Annotated in this window: 16 protein-coding genes; 9 read left to right on the top strand and 7 right to left on the bottom strand. The window is 63.4% G+C overall.

The window, feature by feature from the left end; genetic code table 11:
- Positions 1–106 precede the first annotated feature (106 nt).
- From AC1DS6_RS32020 to AC1DS6_RS32005, 4 genes are all read left to right on the top strand, one after another.
- Positions 107–1,039 carry a family 2A encapsulin nanocompartment shell protein gene (locus AC1DS6_RS32020; protein ID WP_035870245.1) on the top strand — a complete coding sequence of 311 codons (933 nt, stop codon included), beginning with the start codon at positions 107–109 and terminating at the stop codon, positions 1,037–1,039.
- Positions 1,014–2,891 (top strand): family 2A encapsulin nanocompartment cargo protein cysteine desulfurase, encoded by a 1,878-nt coding sequence (locus AC1DS6_RS32015; protein ID WP_477103926.1) that lies wholly within the window; start codon positions 1,014–1,016, stop codon positions 2,889–2,891. Before AC1DS6_RS32020 ends, AC1DS6_RS32015 begins: the two co-directional genes overlap by 26 nt.
- A 259-nt stretch (positions 2,892–3,150) precedes the next feature.
- Positions 3,151–3,921 (top strand): ferredoxin--NADP reductase, encoded by a 771-nt coding sequence (locus tag AC1DS6_RS32010; protein ID WP_035870249.1) that lies wholly within the window; start codon positions 3,151–3,153, stop codon positions 3,919–3,921.
- 810 nt (positions 3,922–4,731) lie between these two features.
- Positions 4,732–5,205 carry a nuclear transport factor 2 family protein gene (locus AC1DS6_RS32005; RefSeq protein WP_441630354.1) on the top strand — a complete coding sequence of 158 codons (474 nt, stop codon included), beginning with the start codon at positions 4,732–4,734 and terminating at the stop codon, positions 5,203–5,205.
- Between the two features lie 20 nt (positions 5,206–5,225).
- Here the strand turns inward: AC1DS6_RS32005 and AC1DS6_RS32000 are convergent, their stop codons facing one another.
- On the bottom strand, positions 5,226–6,299 hold the full coding sequence (locus tag AC1DS6_RS32000) for a phosphotransferase family protein (protein ID WP_477103925.1): 1,074 nt from the start codon (positions 6,297–6,299) through the stop codon (positions 5,226–5,228).
- 21 nt (positions 6,300–6,320) lie between these two features.
- Complete coding sequence (locus AC1DS6_RS31995) at positions 6,321–7,082, bottom strand: SDR family NAD(P)-dependent oxidoreductase (RefSeq protein ID WP_477103924.1); 762 nt, start codon at positions 7,080–7,082, stop codon at positions 6,321–6,323.
- A 547-nt stretch (positions 7,083–7,629) separates the two neighbouring features.
- Between AC1DS6_RS31995 and AC1DS6_RS31990 the strand changes: the two genes are divergently transcribed.
- Positions 7,630–8,916: a hypothetical protein gene (locus tag AC1DS6_RS31990; RefSeq protein ID WP_477103923.1), complete on the top strand. Its 1,287-nt coding sequence runs from the start codon at positions 7,630–7,632 to the stop codon at positions 8,914–8,916.
- Between the two features lie 394 nt (positions 8,917–9,310).
- Here AC1DS6_RS31990 and AC1DS6_RS31985 read toward each other — a convergent pair whose 3' ends face one another.
- The 4 genes from AC1DS6_RS31985 to AC1DS6_RS31970 all read right to left on the bottom strand — a co-directional run bounded on the left by AC1DS6_RS31985 (position 9,311) and on the right by AC1DS6_RS31970 (position 12,886).
- Positions 9,311–9,955 (bottom strand): FMN-dependent NADH-azoreductase, encoded by a 645-nt coding sequence (locus tag AC1DS6_RS31985; RefSeq protein WP_441630348.1) that lies wholly within the window; start codon positions 9,953–9,955, stop codon positions 9,311–9,313.
- Between the two features lie 92 nt (positions 9,956–10,047).
- Positions 10,048–11,181 (bottom strand): porin, encoded by a 1,134-nt coding sequence (locus AC1DS6_RS31980; protein WP_477103929.1) that lies wholly within the window; start codon positions 11,179–11,181, stop codon positions 10,048–10,050.
- A gap of 101 nt (positions 11,182–11,282) precedes the next feature.
- Entirely contained in the window at positions 11,283–11,825 is a 543-nt protein-coding gene (locus AC1DS6_RS31975; protein ID WP_477103922.1) for a VOC family protein, read from the bottom strand.
- Between the two features lie 74 nt (positions 11,826–11,899).
- Positions 11,900–12,886 carry a Bug family tripartite tricarboxylate transporter substrate binding protein gene (locus tag AC1DS6_RS31970; protein WP_477103921.1) on the bottom strand — a complete coding sequence of 329 codons (987 nt, stop codon included), beginning with the start codon at positions 12,884–12,886 and terminating at the stop codon, positions 11,900–11,902.
- Between the two features lie 333 nt (positions 12,887–13,219).
- Here AC1DS6_RS31970 and AC1DS6_RS31965 point away from each other — a divergent pair, with 333 nt between their 5' ends.
- From AC1DS6_RS31965 to AC1DS6_RS31955, 3 genes are all read left to right on the top strand, one after another.
- Entirely contained in the window at positions 13,220–14,167 is a 948-nt protein-coding gene (locus AC1DS6_RS31965; protein ID WP_477103920.1) for a LysR family transcriptional regulator, read from the top strand.
- A 367-nt stretch (positions 14,168–14,534) separates the two neighbouring features.
- On the top strand, positions 14,535–16,175 hold the full coding sequence (locus AC1DS6_RS31960) for a long-chain-fatty-acid--CoA ligase (RefSeq protein ID WP_441630338.1): 1,641 nt from the start codon (positions 14,535–14,537) through the stop codon (positions 16,173–16,175).
- A 92-nt stretch (positions 16,176–16,267) separates the two neighbouring features.
- Positions 16,268–17,536: an ABC transporter substrate-binding protein gene (locus tag AC1DS6_RS31955; RefSeq protein WP_441630336.1), complete on the top strand. Its 1,269-nt coding sequence runs from the start codon at positions 16,268–16,270 to the stop codon at positions 17,534–17,536.
- Between the two features lie 40 nt (positions 17,537–17,576).
- On the opposite strand, the gene AC1DS6_RS31950 is transcribed toward AC1DS6_RS31955, so the two are convergent.
- Complete coding sequence (locus AC1DS6_RS31950; protein WP_477103919.1) at positions 17,577–20,273, bottom strand: winged helix-turn-helix domain-containing protein; 2,697 nt, start codon at positions 20,271–20,273, stop codon at positions 17,577–17,579.
- Between the two features lie 254 nt (positions 20,274–20,527).
- Here AC1DS6_RS31950 and AC1DS6_RS31945 point away from each other — a divergent pair, with 254 nt between their 5' ends.
- Positions 20,528–21,685, top strand: a complete 1,158-nt coding sequence (locus AC1DS6_RS31945; protein ID WP_477103918.1) for an acyl-CoA dehydrogenase family protein — start codon at positions 20,528–20,530, stop codon at positions 21,683–21,685.
- Positions 21,686–21,755: the final 70 nt, after the last annotated feature.

Here is a 21,755-nt window from a genome sequence, read left to right as displayed (position 1 = left end):
GATAATCGCTGCGGTAATAACGATTCTTGTTTTTCTCATATGGCAATCCGCCAGCAATCCACCAGCAATACGCTGGCAATCCGCTAACAGCCCAACGGAGTAGCACATGTCGGTAAACGGGAGCGTCCAGACGGCGCTCGGCGATAACGCAGCACGGCAACTAGCCAATGCCACCAAGACCATTCCCCAGCTCGCGACCATCACGCCGCGCTGGCTGACGCATTTCCTGCAATGGGTACCGGTGGAAGCCGGCATCTATCGCCTGAACAAGGTGCAGGACCCGGAATCGGTCAAGGTGGCCTGCACCCAGCGCGACGATGAGGGCAAGCTGCCCCGCACCTTCGTCAACTACGAAGAGCAGCCGCGCGAGTATTTCCTGAACGCGGTGAGCACCGTGCTCGACGTGCACACCCGCGTGTCGGACCTGTACAGCAGCCCGCACGACCAGATCAAGGAACAGCTCCGCCTCACCATCGAGACCATCAAGGAGCACCAGGAAGGCGAGCTGATCAACAACCCTGACTACGGCCTGCTGGCCAACGTGGCCGAAGAGCAGCGCATCTTCCCGCTGACCGGCGCGCCCACCCCGGACGACATGGACGAACTGCTGAGCAAGGTGTGGAAGGAACCGGCTTTCTTCCTGACCCACCCGCTGGCGATTGCCGCCTTCGGCCGCGAATGCACGCGCCGTGGCGTGCCGCCGCCCACGGTGAGCCTGTTCGGTTCCCAGTTCATCACCTGGCGCGGTATTCCGCTGATCCCGTCGGACAAGGTGCCGGTGGCCGACGGCAAGAGCAAGATCCTGCTGCTGCGCGTGGGCGACAAGCGCCAGGGCGTGGTCGGCCTGTTCCAGCCGGGTGTGGCGGGCGAGCAGGGCCCGGGCCTGTCGGTGCGCTTCATGGGTATCAACGACCAGGCTATCGCTTCGTACCTGATCTCGCTGTACTGCTCGCTGGCCGTGCACGCGCCGGATGCGCTGGCGGTTCTCGATGACGTGGAGATCGGCAAGTACCATGACTATCCTGACACCTACAAGTAATCCGGTGAATCCGTCCGCCAGTTCGCCGGCAGCGCTGCCGGGTGCGCCCGCGGTGCCGCCCGGCCTGCCCGATCCGGCGGTGCTGGCGCGCCTGGCAGGGGCATTCTTCTCGGCGCTGCCGGGCACGTCGCCGGCTGCCGCGCAGTCGCTGCCGGTGGTGAACAACCCGGCCCCGCCGGGTTCGCCCGTGGCGGGTCCTGGCGGCACGGGCACCGGCGTGCCGGGTGCGTCGATTCCGCAAGGCCATGTGCCTGGCGCCAACCTGCTTCCGCCGGCGCCCACGCATGTGCTGTCGCTGCCCAGCCGGGCACCCGCGCTGCGGCCGGCCGCGGTGGCGCAGAACGGCCTGCCCGATACGGTAGCCACGGTGGCGCCCGCGCTGGAAAGCCGCTTAGGCGGCCAGGCGCTGGGCGTGCCGCACGCTGCCGCGCCGTCGCCGCAGTCCTCGGCTGCCCCTGCCTACTACTTCCTGGAGGGCGCCGGCCGCGACCTGCATGGCGGCCCGGCAGGGCTGCGCGACATCGCCACGTCCGGCGATCCGCTCTCGCTGCATCTGCCGCAGCAAGGGCCGGGCGCCTACGGCTACGGGCGCGAGCAGGAGGAGGCGCTGCCGTGGGCATCGTCTTCGGCGCGCGTGCCGTTCGACGTCAACGCGATTCGCCGCGATTTCCCGATCCTGCAAGAGCGCGTCAACGGCAGGCAGCTGGTCTGGTTCGACAATGCCGCCACCACCCACAAGCCGCAGTCGGTGATCGACCGGATCTCTTACTTCTACGCTCACGAGAACTCCAACATCCACCGCGCCGCCCATGCGCTGGCAGGGCGTGCCACGGATGCCTACGAGGCCGCGCGCGGCAAGGTGCAGCGCTTTATCGGCGCATCCTCGCCCGACGAGATCATCTTCGTGCGCGGCACCACCGAGGCCATCAACCTGATCGCCAAGACCTGGGGCGCGCAGAACGTGGGTGAGGGCGACGAGATCATCGTCTCGCACCTGGAGCATCACGCCAATATCGTGCCGTGGCAGCAGCTTGCCGCGCAGACCGGGGCGAAGCTGCGGGTGATCCCGGTGGACGATTCGGGCCAGGTGCTGCTGGATGAATACCGCCGGCTGCTCAACGACCGCACGAAGATCGTGTCCGTGACCCAGGTCTCGAACGCGCTCGGCACCGTCGTGCCGGTCAGGGAGATCGTCGACCTGGCCCACCGCGCCGGCGCCCGCGCGCTGGTCGATGGCGCGCAGTCGGTCTCGCATATGCGGGTGGACGTGCGGGCGATCGATGCCGACTTCTTCGTGTTCTCCGGCCACAAGGTGTTCGGGCCTACCGGGATCGGCGTGGTCTACGGCAAGCGCGAGGTGCTGGAGGACATGCCGCCCTGGCAGGGCGGCGGCAACATGATTGCCGACGTGACCTTCGAGCGCACCGTGTTCCAGCCGCCGCCCAACCGCTTCGAGGCCGGCACAGGCAATATCGCCGACGCGGTAGGGCTGGGCGCCGCGCTGGACTACGTGGAGCGGGTGGGCATGGAGAACATCGCCCGCTACGAGCACGACCTGCTGGAGTACGCCACCCACCTGCTGCAGCCCATCCCGGGCGTGCGGCTGGTGGGCACGGCGCGCGACAAGGCCAGCGTGCTGTCCTTCGTGCTCAAGGGCTACGAGACCGAGGAAGTGGGCAAAGCGCTCAACGAGGAAGGCATCGCCGTGCGCTCCGGGCATCACTGCGCCCAGCCCATCCTGCGGCGTTTTGGCGTGGAGGCCACGGTGCGGCCCTCGCTGGCCTTCTATAACACCACGGACGAGGTGGACCGGCTGATTTCAGTGGTCAGGCGGCTTTCCGGGCGCCGTTAGGGCGGTATTGGGGCTGTATTGGCGCGGTGTAGGGGCGGAAAACGCGGGGCGTGGGGCTTAAAACCCCCCTGAACATGCATGAATCGGGACGCGCCCTGCGTTTTCTTCTAAAATCCGCTATCTTCTCACCTTGATCGGCGTGTCTTCCTGCCTTCGGACCGGAGCCCGCCTTGTTGAACGCAACCGGCAAGCTACCGCCCAGCCACTGGCATCAGGCCCACCGACGCCGGCGCTATCCAGCGCTTACCGCGCTTTATTCATGAGCAATCTCAACCAGCAAGCCATCCTCTCCGTCCACCACTGGACCGACACGCTTTTCAGCTTCACGTGCACCCGCGACCCCGGTTTCCGTTTCGAAAACGGCCAGTTCGCCATGGTCGGCCTGGAAGTGAATGGTCGTCCGCTGCTGCGTGCCTACAGCATCGCCAGCGCCAACTATGAGGAAACGCTGGAATTCTTCAGCATCAAGGTGCCCGACGGCCCCCTGACGTCCCGCCTGCAGCACCTGAAGGAAGGCGACCAGATCTTCGTCGGCAAGAAGCCCACCGGCACGCTGCTGGTCGACAACCTGCTGCCGGGCAAGACCCTGTGGCTGCTGGCCACCGGCACCGGCCTGGCCCCGTTCCTGTCGATCATCCGCGACCCGGAAGTGTATGAGCGCTATGACAAGGTCGTGCTGACCCATACCTGCCGCTTCGTCGAGGAACTGGCCTACCGCGAGTTGATCTCGGAGCACTTGCCGCAGCATGAGCACCTGGGCGAGCTGATCCGCGAAAAGCTGGTGTATTTCCCCACCGTGACCCGCGAAGAGTTCGACAACCAGGGCCGGATCACCGACCTGATCGCCAACGGCGAGCTGTTCGAGCGCCTGGGCGTGGAGCCGTTCTCGCTGGAGAACGACCGCATCATGCTGTGCGGCAGCCCCGATATGCTCAAGGACATCCGCGCGATGCTGACCGAGCAGCACTTCACAGAAGGCAATATGAGCGCGCCGGGCCATTTTGTGCTTGAAAAGGCATTTGTGGGCTGATCATCGGTCCATCTTGGCGATAACCGGGGCTCCCCGGCATCGCCTAAGCCTGCAGGCGGAACATCACCCGGAAGTGAAGACCCAGGGTGGTCAGGACGATCCCCGCCAACTGGTGCACGGGCCAATCGGAGGCGGGGCGAACATGCGGGTCGCACATTGCTTTGACGGCCTGATAGACCTGACACAGAGACGATTGCTGCAGGCACTCGCCCGCCACCGTGCGCGCACAAGCCGGACACCGGCAGCCAGGAGCCGCGCATAGACGGTCAGGAGATCGCGGGCAAGGACTGTACGAGGCCGGCCGGCGTGCCGAAGCGCAGCGCCTGCGCAAGGCCTTCCCACCATTGATTCGCGCCGCGGCGCACACAGATCCGCTGATCGTCACGTTCGTGCTGCTTTGCCGCTGCGCTCCCGCAGCGTCGAATAGGGCACGAGCGCATCATCCGGCTTTGCGCCGGTCATCAACCTGCGGTGCCACCCCGTTGCGGATGAAGCGGATAACGGATTCGCGGAACAGATCGTGTTCCGCTTCAAAGATTCGACGTCTCGTGCTCATGCAATCTCCATCTCATTGAGCGGCCTCTGCGCGGGGCAGGTTTTCGATGGATTATCCGCAGTCAGGGCAGATCCGCCTCATCCGAGGTGATGAATTCCGGGTCATGCGCTCCGGGCACCGGCCCGCCGCCCGACAATTCATCCTTTCGAATGAGGCAATGCGCCAACATCGCGCCACATAATTCTCCGGCCGGTGGATCCTGGCCAACACAGTCCATCCGGAATTCCACGCATAACTTCCTTGAGAATGCCGTCATGAGCCCTTTCGAAAGCCACGCACAGGTGACTGCCTGCCATCAGAGCGTTCTGCTCTTCTACTATGGCCTGGACAGGGCGGATTATCCCCTCGCAATGAAGCAAGTCGCACCCGATTGCCTGTGGGAACGCGGTGGTGTCATGCTGCGCGGTCGACAACAGATTGAAGCGTCAGTGAGGAAGAGATCGGCAACGCAAGTCGCGCGGCATATCGTCAGCAACTTTGCGATGCTCGTGCAGGATCCGGAGCGTGCCACGGCGGCCTATTGTCTGGCCCTGCATCTGTATGACAACGGCGCGCCCGCCACCCTCCCGGTACCGGGTTCCACACCATTTCTGCTCGCGGATGTGACATGCCAGTTCGCACTGGAGCCCGACAATGCCTGGCGCATACGGCAGCTGGATGTCGGGCGCGCATTCAGCTATTCCCGGGAGGTGATCTCTCCCTTGGCGCAAGCACCCAGGCTGGGTTGATCCGGACCTGCGTGTCGTTTCTACTGCGTGCCGCTCCGGCGCGCGCATCGCCAGCTCAGATCGGCCAACGGCCGTACCTTCGCTTCCATGCTCGCGGCATCGGCCGCTGACGCATTGCCTCCCGCCGCGCGCGCCGCAACGCCGCGCAGGATGGCGGCCATGCGAAACAGGTTATAGGCGAGATAGAAGTCCCAATTGCGAATGGCGTCGATGCCGCGCGCGCGGCAGTAGTCCTCGACGAACGCGTGCTCCTGCGGAATGCCGAGCGCAGCCAGGTCGACCCCCGCCACGCCGCGCCACAGGTCAGGCGGAATGCACCACGACATGCAGAAGTACGAGAGGTCCGCCAGCGGATGCCCTAGCGTGGAGAGTTCCCAGTCGAGCACGGCGACCACGCGCGGCTCGGTTGGATGGATGATCAGGTTGTCCATGCGCATATCACCATGTACGACGCAGGTCTCATCGCCATCGGGAATGTGGGCTGGCAACCATTCCATCAATGCTTCCATTGCCTCGATCGGCGCACCTCCCGAACTGCGGTACTGGCGGCTCCAGCGGTCGATCTGCCGCGCGAAGTAATTGCCCGGCCGGCCGAAAGTGTCCAGGCCGGCCGGGCCATGGTCCACGCCGTGCAGCGCGACCAAAACGCGGTTGATGTCCGCGTATATCGCCTTCCGCTCGGCCACGGCGAGCCCGGGCAGGGTGGGATCGACAAAGTTCCTGCCGCGCACGTACTCCATCAGAAAGAACGGTGTGCCAATCAGCGAGGCATCATCGCAATAGGCCACCATGCGAGGCACCGGAACGCCGCTGCCGTTCAGGGCCTGCATCACCCGGTATTCCCGGTCAATGGCGTGCGCGGACGGCAGCAGCGCCCCTGGCGGCTGCTTACGCAGGACAAATGCGTCGCTCGCCGCCTGGAGCAGGAAGGTCGGGTTCGACTGTCCGCCCGACAGTACGCACGCATTCAAGCCGCGTGGGTCCAATCCCGCCTGGCGCATCCAGTCGGCCAGGCGTTCAAGATCAAGGTCGGCGCAGCCAACGGAGCCCCCTGGGGGCGATGTCAGGTTGGAAACCAAAGGCGAAGAGGGCATGGTGGGGCGTCTACCGGAAGGTCAGAGGGAGGAAACAAGATGGCCGCCGTCGATGGCAAGCACCGCACCCGTCATGAACGTCGCGGCATCGGAGGCCAGCAGCAGGAGCGCTCCGTTGAGATATTCAGGCTGCCCGACCCGGCGCTGCGGCACGCGGCGGATCAGTGCCTGTCCGGCCTCGCTGGCAAAGAAGTCGCGGTTGAGGTCGGTTTCGATATAGCCCGGTGCGAGCGCGTTGACCCGGACGCCATGCCGGGCCCATTCGAGCGCCAGCGCCTGCGTCAGATGGATCAATCCGGCCTTGGCGGCGGCATAGGCCGGCACTTGCTGCGCCACCCGCAGACCGAGGATCGAGGCGATATTGATGATCGATCCCTCGCGCTGCGCGATCATGCGCTGGCCGGCAGTTTGCGCGACGCGCCATGCGCCGTTCAGGTTCACGTCGATGACGCTCTGCCAGTCATGCGCATCGCACTCCACAGCAGGGCGCGTTACGGCAATGCCGGCGTTGTTGACGACGATTTGCACAGGCCCGCCGAGCCGCGATTCCGCGGCGTCAAAGGCGTCAGCGACCGAAGCGGCGTCCGTCACATCCATGGACACTACGCAGGCCGTGCCACGATCCCGCTCGATCCGGGCAGCGACCTGCCGGCCCGCCTCGACACGACGGCCAGCCAGCGCCACCTGAACACCGGCACCGGCCAGCACCGTTGCGAAATGACTGCCCAGTCCGCCGAAAGCACCCGTCACCAGGGCTCGCTTGCCGAGCAGATCCTCGAACATGCTGTTCTCCCGTCATCGTGATTGCCGAATCGGCACGAGGGATTATCTGCGTCGGCACAGGAACCCGCATCATTCGAAGGGATGATTTGCTGCCCACGCGGAAATGGGCCGCAGACAGCGGGCCAGGTGGCACTCGCGAATTCATCCCATCGAACGAGGCGGCTGGAACTAGTGCTCACCATACTTGCTTCTGACCTCAACAACCCGCTAGCGCTGGTGAATTTCTCGGGTAAGTACCCATTCAATAATTGTTAGTGGGCTAAGCATAATAGATCGAGCGGACCCTGAATTCGGAACGAGAGGCGTCGCGACGACATGACTTCAGTAACACCAATGCCAGCGACGATGACCTTGGCCGTGACGTGCGATAGCTGGGGAGAAATGGGAAGCGAGACGATACCGGAGCCATTCAACGGCAAGAGATACGCCTGGGAATCGCTGCTTCCGGTCGCGACCGTGCCTGACGGAAACTGTCCACGTCAGCGGACAAAGCCTCCGGGTGCGTCAAGAACTGAATTCACCAAATAATATCTTCGGAGATGTATGAATGCGGCTACTTTCGAAAACGTACTGGAATGGAACTTGGGTGAAGTTTCGCGAGCCAGTCGATGCATTTGCGACTTGCGAACAGGTTACGGCCTACGCCAACGATGGCGCACAAAGCCGAGGCCTATATTGGACACCAAAGAAAAATCCGCGTCCTCGCGTCGCCATTGTAGCGGCCCATCCGAGGGTGGATTTTAGCCAACACTACGCATTTCCCGGCTTACTGCGCGCGGGATATGCCTGCCTTGGCGCTAATGTTCGCACGCTGAACAATGACATGACCTGCGTCCACGAACAGATCATCCTGGACATTGCGGCCCAAGTCCGGTGGTTGAAGGAGCACCGCGGGGTGGAGAAGGTCATCTGGCTCGGTAACTCAGGTGGGGGGTCACTTGGCGGATTCTACCAATCGCAAGCCCGGCTGGAGCCATCGAGGCGTCTTGAATTGACGCCTGCGGGTCGGCCGACCGCGCTGCGTACCGCAGTGATGCCGGCCTTCGATGCGATGATTGTCTCGGCAGCGCATACAGGGCAAGGTCTGGTCGTCAACGAGACGATCGACCCCTCCGTCGTGGACGAGCACAATCCGCTGCTGACCGATCCGAGCCTCGACATGTATGACCCGATCAACGGGTTCAAGCCTGCGCCGCAGTGGTCGCGATACAGCTCGGCGTTTATCCAGCGCTACCGTAGGGCGCAGCTCGACAGGGTTGCGCGCATCGACGCGATAGCGCGAGCCTTGATCGCAGAGCAGAGCGATGCGGAGTGCCTGGCTGCCGGGCCGGAGTTCTCGGCTTTGACGCCGCCGCGGCAGCGAGCGATTTTGCAGCGCAGTGTGTTTCAACCGGTGATGACGATCTACCGAACGATGGCGAATCCGAATTACACGGATAACTCGCTCGATCCCGGAAATCGCGGCTACGGCAGCCTGCTCAGCGATCGTCCGGATCTGATGAATCTCCAGTTGCTCGGCTTCGCACGCGTCGTAACACCGGACGCCTGGCTTTCGACGTGGTCCGGCTTGTCAAGCAATGCCAACTTCCTGAAGACCGCACCGACGATCAAGGAACCGGTGATGGTCATCCATGCGGGACGCGATCTGGACTGCTACATGCAGACGCACTCCAGGGCAATCTTCGCCGCGTTCGGAAGCCAGGACAAAACGTTCGAGGACTTCGCGGATCAGTTGCACTACTTCGAGCCGGATGAGGGCGAGCCAGAGAATGCAGGCGCCTTGGCCCAGACCGCGAAGGTCGTGCCATGGGTCGAGTCGAGGATGCCACTGTAGCGCGCTCTGCAATCCGCCCGACACAATAAAAACGAAAAGATCAGGCCGCGGAAGGGATCACTGCTGCGCACCCCTTCGGGTAGGGGCGTCGGGGTGACGCGTGCCTTTTCAGTCGGGCGGGTTCCAACGCGCACTAACAAGAACCGGAGGGGAAGAGAATCGAAATGGGAAAATCACTGTTGGGGCTTGGGCCGCAGGCGACATTTGCGGGGGCGTACATCCCTACCGGCATGGCATCCTGCAACGAGCATTCGCGCTCAATGCTCACGTCGTTTAGCAGCTGCGCGCAAGCGACTCCCGATCAACGCCTTGATCGGATGGCGCGGCAGCCTCGTGCCGGTTGCCGCGATTCATACAAGCCCCAATAGCGGCCTTACTGTCTGCCGCAGGCGGCTTAAGCTGTTTTCAGTGTCCTGATTTCCGCAGCCGCCTTTTCCAGGCCTGCTTTGGCGGCATCGGGCCCAAACGCCAAACCTTCAGCGCGGACCACGGTTACATCGGCGATGCCGATGAAGGCAAGCAATTGTTTCAAATGCGGAACCATGAAGTCCGCCGTTGCGGTGGGTCCTTTGCTGTAGACACTGCCCGTGGCAACCAGCAGGATGGCGCGCTTACCCTTCACCAGACCCTCCGGGCCCGAAGCCGTGTAGCGGAAGGTGCGGCCCGCTTGCAGCACATAATCAAACCACGTTTTCAATTGCACCGGCACACCGAAGTTATACATTCCAGCGGACAGGACAACGGTGTCTGCCGCTTTGAGTTCGTCGATCAGGGTTGTCACCAGGGCTGTCTGTGCCTTCTGCACTGAGTCTAGCGCGTCAGCGGGGGCGAACAACGCATCAAGCAAGGCACCATCGAGGACTGGCAGCGGATTCCCGCCCAGGTCGCGCTCCAGGATTTCATTCCCCGGGATGACGCCTAGCTGTTCCTTGAGGCGAGCAGCCAGTTGACCCGAGGCCGAGGCTGCGCCACGAATGCTGCTTTGGATGAATAGAAATTTTGGCATCTGGCTTTCAGTGTGATGGGTGAGGGCGAACATACTTCGAATACGCCTCCGATCCGGGGTGCAGAAACGGATAGCATGCCCCCGATCGAGAGGCGTTCTGTCTGGCGCCGATCGCCGGCGCCCGATCAAAAGATAACGCGTAGGCCCGCAGCCACGGCGACCTGGCTCTTCTGACCGTTGGCAAGGCCGTTCAAGGTGGTGGGGTTGCCGTAGCCGTATGACGCACCGGTTTGCAGCAGGGTGTCATAGTCCACTGGGCCGTTGTGCGCGTAGGCGCTGACCAGGTAGACGGTGGTGCGCTTTGAAAGCGAGTAGGCCCCCATCAGGCTGAACTGGCTGAAGTTCGGCAGGCTGGCAGCCTTCGTGTTCGGGGAGAGGGACGCGCCCAGGACTTGATCGTAGTAGTAGCCCGCGATCAGTTTCATGGCGGGCGTCATACTGTAGCTCATGCCGGCCCAATAGACGTTGTCGCGAATCGCCGTGACACCATTGCCGTACCTGGAGTCCCGCCAGCGATATCCGCCCATGAACCGGATGGGGCCGGTTTCATAGCTGGCGGCAATGAATGCCTTGCGGTCCTCCCCGATCGGAGACGTCGCGGTTAGCGCATTGTTAATCTGGTCATAGCCCGTGGCGATGCCAAACGATTCACCGAGGTAGTAGACCCCCGCGCCGAAGGCAGCCTGAGCACGAGAATTGCCTGGCACTTCGCCATTGGGGATGGTCGACATCTGGCCGCCCTGAAACGCAAATCCCGTTCCGAAGGAGTAGTGCGCCAACACATGGGTGTTGCCAAAATCTCCGGTATATTTGACCATGTTGTCTTCGCGATAGGCTGCACCCGCGATCGTATTGGCCGGCTCATAGGCAACGCTAGTCTTGAACGGCAGGAAGTTCACCATCGATTCCATCAGGCTGGTGTATTGCCTGCCCAATGAAACCTTGCCGAAGCCGCTTTTCGTCAGGCCGATTGCCGCTTGGCGATAGAACAACTGCGAAGCGGAGACGAGCTTACCGTCCCCCGGCGTGAAACCGCTCTCGAGCCAGAAGGTTGCCTTCAAGCCATCGCCAAGGTCTTCTTCCCCTCTCAAGCCCCAGCGTGACGCGGAGAGTCCCCCATATTTTTGCAGTCCGACGAGACTACCGGCACTCGTTGCGGTCGATGCCCGGTTCACGTACTCGATCCCGGTATCGAAGACCCCGTACAAGGTGACGCTCGATTGCGCACACGCCAGAGAAGAACTCAGGCTGCAGAGCACTGCAGCCGCAATAGCTATTTTCCTCAATTTAATGTCTCCCGATTTATTTTTTTGTTTTAATTGCTAAAGCTGGAACTATGCGATAACCATCCTTCGCGTGCTCAGCTGCGAGCGACCGATGCCGGTTCGCAGATCACATCGAGCTCACGTGTCCAGCATGCAAACTCAAGGCAAATGCCATCAGGATCGAAAAAATAGACTGAGCGCATGAAGACATCATCGGTCATGGTTTCGGTGATTTTTTGCGGAGAGTCGTCGTGATTCAGAACGCGTGAAATCTCGATGCCTTCTTCCTCCAGGCGCGCAACATAGGCATCGAACTTCTCAGCCGGCACGTGGAAGGCGAGATGGTTCAACGAACCATGCGCTGTCGTGATCGACCCGTTCCCCGGGAGCGATTCGGGTGCAGCGATCCCTGGATGCGCTTGCGGGGCATCGGGAAACCAGAAGAAGGCGATTGCGTCGCCATTGCCCATATCGAAAAAGAAGTGCTGGCCCCGTCCACCCGGGAGATCAATCGTCTTGATCAAGGGCATCCCGAGCCTGTCCCGATAAAACTCGATCGTCCTGGTCATATCCTTGCAGACCATGGCTACATGGTTCACGCCCCGGATGTCGAACTTGGTATTTACCTTTCTCACCATTGCTGCTTCTCCTCATTGAGTGACTTGTACTTCTTGTGCAGACCCACCGGTAACAGCGGAGTACAGCCGAGCCGCTACTGCGGCTCCACGCCCATGCTGCGCAGCAGGTCGTTGGTCATGGCGAATTCGACTGCGATGTCGCGCGCAAACGGTGCCGGCTCCTTGAGCGTGGGGTGAGCGCCGCCAATGCTGGTGTTGAGGAACTTCTCGTAGTCCGGTGTACGGCACACGTCGTTGAGAGCACTGACCAGGCGCCTCTGCACCTCGACAGGCAGGCCCTTGGGCGCTACCAGGCCAATCCAGGGCGTGGTCTGCAGGAGGGGCGCATCCACACCCTGCTCCTTGTAGGTCGGCACATCGGGCAGCAGGGCGCTGCGAGCGGCTCCCTGGACGGCGAGCGGCTGTGCGTAGCCTTTCTGGACATACTGGGCCACGAGCGCCGGCGGGCCGGCGGTGATGTTGATGTTGTTGCTCACGATGTCCTGGAACGCCGGCGCCGCGCCCTTGTAGGGCACGTGAAGGAAAGACACGTCCGCCGAGCGCTCCAGTATCACCATGATCTGGTGCACGGCGGTGCCGGTACCCCAGGAGCCGAAGGTGATCTTGCCCGGGTTGGCCCTGGCGGCCTGGAACAGCTCCCGCAAGTTCTTGACGCCCAACTGCCGATTGGCAAACAGCACCATCTGCCCTTCCATGACCTGAAACAGCGGCGTCAGATCCTTGCGCACGTCGTAGCCGGGCTTTTTTACAAGGGAGGCAACGCTGATCACAGAGTCCGCGATGGCGACGCCCAGGGTATAGCCATCGGCGGGCGCGCGCGCCACTTCGGCCGTGCCGATCGCGCCATTGGCACCGGCCTTGTTTTCCACGATCACCGGCTGGCCCAGGCGCACCGTCAGCATTTCGGCCACCTTGCGCCCGACGACGTCGGCGGTGCCGCCCGCGGGGAAGGGGTTGATGAGGCGGATGACGCGGTTAGGGTAGTTCTGCTGGGCCCATGTGCGCGTGCCCGCCATCGACAGGGTAGCGATGCCGGCCTGGATCAGTGTTCTCCTCTTCATGCTCGTGGTCTCCGTTGGAATGTCGATGGATCAAAGTGCCTCGGCATGAAGAGGCCGGATACACGAGCCCATCGCGATGCCCTTCACTCGCCCGCCTTCTCTGGCGCCGAGGATTGCCGTGGTTTGCGCCAGTATGCAAACAGGGCGCTCCTTTGACTAATGCGCATGGCATTGAGGGCTATGCAAAAAAGCTATATCCTGGGATTGGCGCCGGCTCATCCATCGACATGCGGCGACGGTACTGGGGTGCGCCGCACTCCGCCTGCCGCTCGTCTTGGTATATAGTCCCGGAGCCTGCACATGCAGTTTGCCTATAGCCGGCGAGGAGATGCGATGGACCTGTACAAGCTAAGCTTGGGTGGCATGCTCAATTGCCTGGAGGTCGAGCAGCACCGTTCGATCAACGCGGCCGCCCGTAGCCGCGATATGTCGCAGCCAGCACTGTCGCGCAGCATCCAGATGCTGGAGCGGGAGTTGGGCGTGCCGTTGTTCGAGCGGTCATCCAACGGCGTCAATCCCACGCCCTACGGCGAAACGTTGCTGCACCACGCGCGCATCGTACAAAGCGAGCTGCAACGCTGTCTGACCGACATCCAGGAACGCAAGCAGACCGGTCGCATGAGCCTGCGTGTCGGGGCGACACCTTCGGTGGTGACTTGGCTGATCATGCCCACCATCGCTGCAACCTACATGGACAAGAATCAGGAACAGACGAACATCGGACTGATCGAGAGCCATCCGGACGACTTGATGTCGGGCCTCATCCGCGGCTCGCTCGACATCACCATACAGCCCCCGTCGGACGAAGACATCAATGACGACGTGGTGGGCGTTCCGCTGGCCGAATCTGCCGTGGGCGTCGTGGTGGGCGCCCGGCATCCACTGGCCAAAAAAAGCAAGGTCGACGCGAGCGAACTCAAACGCTACCTGTGGCTGTTGCCGGCGTGGGCCTCCACCTGGAACAGGCGGTTCCAGGTCGAGCTCCAGGCGTTGGGCCTCGAGCAGCCGCAACGCGCGCTGTTGAGCAATTCGTTTCAAGCCCTGCGCCAGATGCTGCTGGACTACGAGGCACTGGCCATCTTGCCACTCGAGTACGTAGGGGCCGACATTCGGGCTGGCGTGTTGAAGCAGTTGCCGATTCGACATGTCTTTGCGAAGACCCAGTACTGGGCCTATGTCAAGCGTGGACGCGCCATGTCTTTGGCTTCCATTGCCTTTCGCGATAGCCTCATTGCCTTTGCAAGGCAAACGGGCAAGGCGCCGGCGGCGGACCCGTTGTGAAGCGTCAATAGACAATGTCTTGAGCCAGGCCCGGAGATACGCTCTCTATCCAAAGGCAGATCAGACCCGAGGCAAGCACCCGCTTCTCGTGCAGATCTTCGAACATTAGCCCCCAGCCATTTTCCAGCGTACCCAGGTGCATCGTCATCTGCCGGATAGCGTTCTCTCCAGCCAGTCTGCCGCGTGCCTCGTTCAGAGGAATGATCTGGCAACCGCGGGAAAACCCGGGCAGGGAGGCGCCCGAAGAATCATCCGTTCGAACGAGGCGACGCCCTGGTTCCCCCACAGATAATCGACTCGCAGGCTGTGTCCCTTGGCAGGGCGTCGATACCTGTGCCCAACGACAAGACAAAAAGGAGACTACCGGATGACCACTGCGACGCTTTCCTATTCGATGGAAATGCCCATGCTGCTTTCCACGTTGCTGCATGGTGCGGCACGCCACCACCGCAAGACGGAAATCGTATCGGTGATCGACGGCAGCACACATCGCCAGAGCTACGGCGAATGCGAATTGCGCGCACGCAAGGTCGCGCAGATGCTGCTTGCCCAGGGCGCGCAGCCGGGCGACCGCATCGCCACGCTGGCGTGGAACGATCATCGCCATCTGGAGCTGTACTTCGGCATCAGTGGCATGGGCGCGATTTGCCACACGATCAACCCGCGGCTGTTCGCCGAGCAGGTAGTGCACATCGTCAACCATGCGCAAGATCGCTTCGTGGTGTTCTCGCCCGACTTCCTGCCGCTGCTCTCGTCAATTGCGCCGCAGTGTCCTGGCGTGGAGCAGTGGATCATGCTGGGCGAGCCGGGCGACGGGCTTGAGCTGAACGGCATGGCCGTGGCCAGCTTCGAGGCCTTGCTGGCGCACCACGAGGGGATCTGCGGCTGGCCCGAGCTGGATGAGCGCAGTGCCGCGTTCCTTTGCTACACGTCCGGTACGACCGGCCTGCCGAAGGGCGTGGCATACGGGCACCGCGCCACGGTCCTGCACGCTTATGCGTGCGCGCTGCCCGATGCGCACAACCTGTCGGCACGGGACGTGGTGATGCCAGTGGTGCCAATGTTCCATGCCAACGCCTGGGAAGCGCCTTTCTCGGCGACACTCACCGGCGCAAAGCTCGTACTGCCGGGTGGCCGGCTCGACGGTGAATCGCTGTATCGCCTGATCGAGCAAGAGGGCGTGACGTTCTCGATCGGCGTGCCGACGGTGTGGTTCTCACTGCTGCGCCACATGCAGCAGCATGGCTTGCGTTTCCGCACATTGCGCCGGCTGCTGCTGGGCGGTGCGGCCACGCCGCCGGCCATGATCGAAGGCTTCGCCGAGCTGGGCGTCGAGCTCTACCAGGGCTGGGGCATGACGGAAACTGCCGCGCTGACAACCTGCGCCCGCCCGCTGCACCACCAGGCGGGGCTGTCGGACGCCGAATTGCGCAAGACGATTTACCGCAGCGCCGGCCGTGCCGCGGCCGGCGCCGACATGCGCGTAGTCGATCCTGAAAACCGGGAAATCGCCTGGGGAAGCGGCATCGCCGGCTCCTTGCAGGTGCGGGCACCGTGGGCCATTACCCGCTACTACGGGGCTGCCGATTCTGCGTTGCAGGACGGCTGGCTGCCCACCGGCGACATCGCCGAGATCGACGAAGACGGCTTCATGCGCCTCACGGACCGAAGCAAGGATGTCATCAAATCCGGCGGCGAGTGGATTTCCTCTGTGGAGATCGAGAACATTGCTGCCAGCATCCCCGGTGTGCACCTGGCAGCGTGCATCGCGGCCGCGCATCCGAAATGGGGCGAACGCCCGCTGCTGGTCGTGCAGCGCAAGCCTGGCAGCAGTGTGTCCGAGCAGGAAGTGCTGGCCGAACTGGAAGGCAAGATCGTCAAATGGTCGCTTCCGGATGCGGTCGTATTCATTGACGAGATGCCGCTGACAGCAACGGGCAAGCTCTTCAAGTTGCAATTGCGCGAACGCTATGGCAAACACCTGGCGGACAGGATGCAGGCAGCCTGAGCGCAATCTCCACGCGAAGCGAAACCCAAAGGCGGCAGCAGAACCGTCAACACAAATGACAGGCCAAAGCGCCATTCCAAGGAGACTATCGCATGAAATCGCAGCAATCCCGGGCAGGATCCCGCCCCCAGCTTTCACTGTCTGTCCTGTTGGCGCTGATGCTGGCTGGCGCGGCGCCCGGCCTGGCATCCGCCGCCGCGCAGCCCGCTGGCCTGTCGGATGGCGAAGTCCGCATCGGCGTGCTGACCGATCTGTCGGGCATCTACGCGGATGCAAGTGGGCGAGGCTCGGTGCTGGCCGCACAGATGGCGATCGACGACTTTACGGCGCAGGCCAGGCCCGCCTTCAACGTCAAGCTGCTTTCCGGCGACATGCAACTCAAGCCGGATGTCGGGGCCAATATCGCGCGCACATGGTTCGACCGCGAGGGTGTCGACATGATAGTGGACTTGCCTTCCTCAGCCGTGACACTGGCTGTGATGAACCTCGCAGCCGAGAAGAATCGCGTGGTCATCCCCACCGGGCCCGCCTCGCTGCGCATCACCAATGAGGACTGCATGCCCACTACGCTCCACTGGGCTTACGACGAGTACTCCCAAGGCCAGGGCACCGCGCGCGCCATTACCGATGCCGGTCACAAGACCTGGTATTTCATCGAGGCCGACTACGCCGGCGGCAAGGCACTGCGCAACGGGTTCGAGGAAGCGCTGAAGGCTGCCGGCGGCAAGGTCGTGGGTAGCGCGAAGCACCCGCTCGGCGCAGCCGACTTCTCGTCGCAGATCGTGCAGGCCCAGGCCTCCAAGGCGGAGGTCATCGGCATGGCCAATGCGGCCGGCGACTCGGCGAACCTTGTCAAGCAGGCCGCGCAATTTGGTGTCACACCCAAGCAGATCATGGCCGCGTCGCTGATCCATATCACCGACATCCACGGGCTGGGCCTGAAATCGACCAAGGGCATGTACCTGACCGACGGCTTCTACTGGGATCGCAATGAGGAGACGCGCGCGTGGTCGCGCCGCTTCTTCGAAAAGCAGAAGAAAATGCCAACCATGGTTCAGGTCGGTACCTACTCGGCAGTGCTCCACTACCTGAAGGGTGTCAATGCCGCGGGGACCGACGAGGCGAAGGCAACCGTGGCAGCCATGAAGGCGATGCCGGTCAACGATGTGTTCGCCAAGAACGGCCGCATCCGCGAAGACGGCCGCATGGTCCACGACATGTACCTGTTCGAGGTCAAGAAGCCGGAGGACGCCAAGTACGCGTGGGACTACTACGCGCTGCGCGCGACCATCCCGGCCGACAAGGCCTTCCGCCCGCTATCGCAGTCCAGCTGCAAGTACGTCAAGCCGCAGAAGACCTGATCCGCGAGCGTGCCGGCGTTGTTGCACAGCGCTGGCGTCGTCAGGCGATCAGCCCCAGCTTGCGCGCGACAGCCACGGCGTGCGTGCGCGACGAAGCGCCGAGCTTGGCATTGATGCTGCGCAGGTGCGTCTTGACGGTCGTTTCCGAGACAAAAAGCCGGACCGCCATTTCCTTGTTCGCCATCCCGTCGGCCAGCAGGTGGAGCACCTTCAGTTCCTTCTTGGTCAGGCCCTGGCCATCCTGCACCGGATGGGCGTTCGCCATGGCTGGCACTGCGCCCTTCGGCGCGGCGCCGCTGCGCTCGGCAAACATGCCGGCGAGTTGCGCCACCAGAGCGCGGGCCGCCGGCGACAGCTGCGGGCCGCCGCGCGTCCCGCCTGCGCCCACCGCGCCTATCATGCGAGCCACCGGCTCGCCCTCGTCGATGAACGTACTGACGAAGCCTTCGCTGGCGCCGAATTCCAGTGCCGGCGCCAGCTCCTGCAGCGCAAGCGCACTGTCGCCCGCGGCCTGCAATGCCGTTGCCAGCAGGATGCGCAGCTTCAGTGCCCGGCGCCCTCGCTGTGCTGCCTGGGCCAGCGCCAGCGCCTCGCGCAGCGCTTGCGCGGCGCCGGCGGGGTTGCCAAACGCGATCTCCAGCCTGCAATGCGCCAGTTCCACGGTCTCGACGTCGTTGGCATGCGGCACGAACTCCGGGCCGAACGACCAGGCGCGCAGCGCCCGCGCCGCCGCCAGTTCCAGTTCCGCGCCATCGCGGTCGCCGCGCTGCACGGCGATGCGAGAACGCTCCAGCCGCGCGTTGGCGACCATGCGCAACAGCCCGGTCCGGTAGCCCATCTGCTCGCAGTCGTGGAGCCATAACATCGCGTCCTCCTCGCGGCCGTCAGCTAGCGCACCCCGGCATAACAGCACAAAGGTGACAATGAGCGGATCGATATAGGCCGCCTCGCGGATCAGCGGCAGGTAGGCGCTCAGCAAACGCTGCGCCTGATCGCTGCGTCCCGATTCATAGAGGGCTTCGGCCAGGAAGGCCCCGGCGATCTCCTGCCCGTCCACGCGCTGTTCGCCCCGGCTCGCGTCGGGTTCGTGCGCGCCGCGGTAGCGTGTCAGCGCCTGCCGCAACCGGCCCTGGACCAGGTCGATCGATCCGTCCAGGCAATGCGCCACGCGCATGTTCGCCCCGCCGCCGATGCCGGCGTGGACCTGCCGGCTGCTGTCCAGCATCCGGCGCGCCTGTTCGAAGTGACCCAGGTAGATATGACAGGACGCCAATGAATTGAGTTGCACGCCATAGGGAAACACGTGGCTTGGGGAGAGCTTGCGCAAGAAGTCCTGCCATGCGGCGTAGGCCTGGTCGAGCTTGTCGCCCAGCGCCAGGATAAAGGCATGCAGCGCAAGCATGTGCGCGGCAATCTCGGCATCGCGCTCGCCTGCGTCGTGCATGTCTTCGAGCATGCGCAATGCCTTGTCGCCGCGATGCAGGAACGTCAGCGCCCAGGCCTGCACCAGCCTGAGCCGTGGACGGTTCGACAGGCTGCCGGGCGGCAGGCATTCAAACCAGCGCGCCAGCAGGCGGACCCGTCCCTGCCAAAGCAGCGGGTCGGCGTGCTGCTGCAGCAAGTCCAGTGCGGCGCAGAAGTCTTCCGCCTTGAGCGCGTGCTCGATGGCGGGCACAGGCCGGCCCTGTCCGACAAACCATTCGCTCGCCAGGCGGTGCAGCCTGGCGATCTCCACGCCGCCGTGCAGTTGCGCCAACCGTGCCTTGAGAAAGTCGGAGAACAGGCTGTGATAGCGGTACCACTGGCCGGCCGCATCGAGGCTGGTAAGGAACAGATTCTCGTGCGCGAGCCGTTCCAGCATCGCGGTGCCGTCGCCGCGCCCGGTCACCGCATTGCAGAGTTCGGCGCTGAACGGACCCAGCAGCGATGTCTTCAACAGGAAATCCTGCACTTCGGGCGACTGGCGTGAGAGCACGTCTTCGGCCAGGTAGTCCGCCACGGCTGCATCGGAGCCGGAGAATGTACCGATGAACGCCGAAACATCCTCGCAGCGCTGCATGGCCAGCACCGCCAGCCAGATCGCCACGACCCAGCCCTCCGTGCGCAGGTGCAGCTTGCGCAGGTCTTCCTTGGAAACGCTTTGCCCGATGCGCTCGCGCAGGTAGGCGCCTGTCTCTTCGAGGGTGAAGCGCAATGCGTCGGTCGTGATCTCGAGCAGCCGGCCGTGGGCCCGCAGCCTGCCGAGCCCCAGTTCCGGTGTGCCGCGCGAGCCGACCACGAACTTGCCGTGTGCCGGCATCTGTCCGATCAGCTGGCGCAGGAATTCCAGCGCGGCCGGGTTGTGCAGCGCCTCGAAGTCATCGAGGAATATGGCGAATGGCACCGGGAAGCGCGTCAACCGGTCGACCAGCGTATCCGTCGGCAAACCGTCTTGCCCGGCCGCGATCACGTCTTCGTTCCCCTCGCACAGGGCATCCACCGCCACGTTTAGGGATGCCAGGAAGATGGAGAAGTCGTTATCCGCGGCTCCCAACTGGCACCACGCCGTACGCATGCCGGCGGCCACACACGCCGCATGGATATCGAGCATGGTGTTCGTCTTGCCAAAGCCGGCCGGCGCCTGCACCGAAACGAGCCGCACATCGCTGGCCTGTATGACGGGCGCCGCAAGGCGGTCCCGGGCCAGGTGCGTGCGCAGTCGCTGGGGAACAAGGAACTTGGCGGGCGGGGTACGCATGGCAATCCGGGTGGACTTCGCTACTGGTTGGGATAAGCGTGGATTCTATCCGCTCATGGCGCTATCCTGTGCCGGTCATGGCGTGCTCTGCCGGTATCGACGCCACAATGCGGGAAAATCGTCCCTTTGGATGAAGTATCGCCCGTGCGCAGGCGCTAACCTTGGCGGCACCCCGGCTTGGCCCGGCCCAAGCGTGTACCCGCCTGCCGGCCGCACACCGGCAGGCGTCACCACAGCACCAGAGCGAGACGAATATGGACTTCAGTTTGAATGCCGCGCAGCAGGCCTTGCAGGCACGCACCCGCGAGTTCATCGCGGAACACATCATGCCGATGGAGCGCGATCCCAGGCAGACCGCGCACGGACCCACCGAAGCGCTCCGCGCGGAACTGGTTGCAAAAGCCCGCGCCGCCGGCCTGTTGACGCCGCACGCCTCGAAGGAAGCAGGCGGCCTTGGCCTGAGCCATGCCGACAAGGCGATTGTGTTCGAAGAAGCGGGGTATTCGCCTCTTGGTCCGGTCGCGCTGAACATCCACGCCCCCGACGAAGGCAATATCCACCTGATGGAAATCGTGGCGACGCCGGCGCAGAAGAAGCGCTGGCTGCAACCCCTGATCGACGGATACACACGCTCCTGCTTTTGCATGACGGAACCGTCGCCAGGTGCCGGAGCGGACCCGTCCATGCTCCAGACCGTCGCGGTCCAGGATGGCGACGACTACCTCATCACCGGCCGCAAGTGGTTCATTACCGGTGCCACGGGCGCCACCTTCGCCATCATCATGGCGCGCATGGAAGACGGCACGGCAACGATGTTCCTTGCCGACATGGACCAGCCGGGCGTGGAAATCGAGCGCCAGATGGATGCCCTCGACACTTGCTTCACCGGCGGGCATGCCGTCGTGCGGTTCGACAAGCTGCGCGTGCCGGCCACCGATGTCCTCGGCAAGGTGGGGGAAGGCTTTCGCTATGCGCAGTTGCGTCTCGCCCCCGCCCGCCTTACCCACTGCATGCGCTGGCTTGGCGCGGCACGGCGCGCCCATGACGTGGCGGCTGACTATGCCCGGCAGCGCCGCGCGTTCGGCCGTAGCCTGGTCGAGCACGAAGGCGTGGGCTTCATGCTTGCCGACAACGAGATGGAACTGCACATTGCCCGGCTGACCATCTGGCATTGCGCCTGGGTCCTGGACCAGGGCGAGAAAGGCCGGCACGAGTCAAGCCAGGCCAAGGTGATCTGTTCCGAAGCCCTGTGGCGCATCGTGGATCGCTCTGTCCAGGTGCTGGGTGGCAGCGGCGTAACCGACGAGACCGTCGTCGCCCGCATTTTCCGGGACATGCGCGCATTCCGCATCTACGACGGCCCTTCGGAAGTCCATCGCTGGAGCATGGCGAACCGCATCGCGCGGGGATAGGAATACGGGCGTTTCCGTTGGCCGGAAACGCCCGTATTCTTCTGTCGGCCTGTACGGGGAAGACCCGTGC

It is taken from the genome of Cupriavidus sp. 05L310 (assembly GCF_056398185.1).
The sequence above is the reverse complement of the archived record's forward strand: the minus strand, read 5'-3'. Positions and strand labels throughout refer to the sequence as shown.

What these genes read in the sequence shown, in the direction of transcription:
- AC1DS6_RS31975 (WP_477103922.1), bottom strand. Translation starts at nt 11,825, where the DNA reads ATGGTGAGAAAGGTAAATACCAAGTTCGACATCCGGGGCGTGAACCAT.
- AC1DS6_RS31965 (WP_477103920.1), top strand. Translation starts at nt 13,220, where the DNA reads ATGGACCTGTACAAGCTAAGCTTGGGTGGCATGCTCAATTGCCTGGAG.
- AC1DS6_RS32010 (WP_035870249.1), top strand. Translation starts at nt 3,151, where the DNA reads ATGAGCAATCTCAACCAGCAAGCCATCCTCTCCGTCCACCACTGGACC.
- AC1DS6_RS32005 (WP_441630354.1), top strand. Translation starts at nt 4,732, where the DNA reads ATGAGCCCTTTCGAAAGCCACGCACAGGTGACTGCCTGCCATCAGAGC.
- AC1DS6_RS31945 (WP_477103918.1), top strand. Translation starts at nt 20,528, where the DNA reads ATGGACTTCAGTTTGAATGCCGCGCAGCAGGCCTTGCAGGCACGCACC.
- AC1DS6_RS32000 (WP_477103925.1), bottom strand. Translation starts at nt 6,299, where the DNA reads ATGCCCTCTTCGCCTTTGGTTTCCAACCTGACATCGCCCCCAGGGGGC.
- AC1DS6_RS31950 (WP_477103919.1), bottom strand. Translation starts at nt 20,273, where the DNA reads ATGCGTACCCCGCCCGCCAAGTTCCTTGTTCCCCAGCGACTGCGCACG.
- AC1DS6_RS31970 (WP_477103921.1), bottom strand. Translation starts at nt 12,886, where the DNA reads ATGAAGAGGAGAACACTGATCCAGGCCGGCATCGCTACCCTGTCGATG.
- AC1DS6_RS31995 (WP_477103924.1), bottom strand. Translation starts at nt 7,082, where the DNA reads ATGTTCGAGGATCTGCTCGGCAAGCGAGCCCTGGTGACGGGTGCTTTC.
- AC1DS6_RS31985 (WP_441630348.1), bottom strand. Translation starts at nt 9,955, where the DNA reads ATGTTCGCCCTCACCCATCACACTGAAAGCCAGATGCCAAAATTTCTA.
- AC1DS6_RS32020 (WP_035870245.1), top strand. Translation starts at nt 107, where the DNA reads ATGTCGGTAAACGGGAGCGTCCAGACGGCGCTCGGCGATAACGCAGCA.
- AC1DS6_RS32015 (WP_477103926.1), top strand. Translation starts at nt 1,014, where the DNA reads ATGACTATCCTGACACCTACAAGTAATCCGGTGAATCCGTCCGCCAGT.
- AC1DS6_RS31960 (WP_441630338.1), top strand. Translation starts at nt 14,535, where the DNA reads ATGACCACTGCGACGCTTTCCTATTCGATGGAAATGCCCATGCTGCTT.
- AC1DS6_RS31990 (WP_477103923.1), top strand. Translation starts at nt 7,630, where the DNA reads ATGCGGCTACTTTCGAAAACGTACTGGAATGGAACTTGGGTGAAGTTT.
- AC1DS6_RS31955 (WP_441630336.1), top strand. Translation starts at nt 16,268, where the DNA reads ATGAAATCGCAGCAATCCCGGGCAGGATCCCGCCCCCAGCTTTCACTG.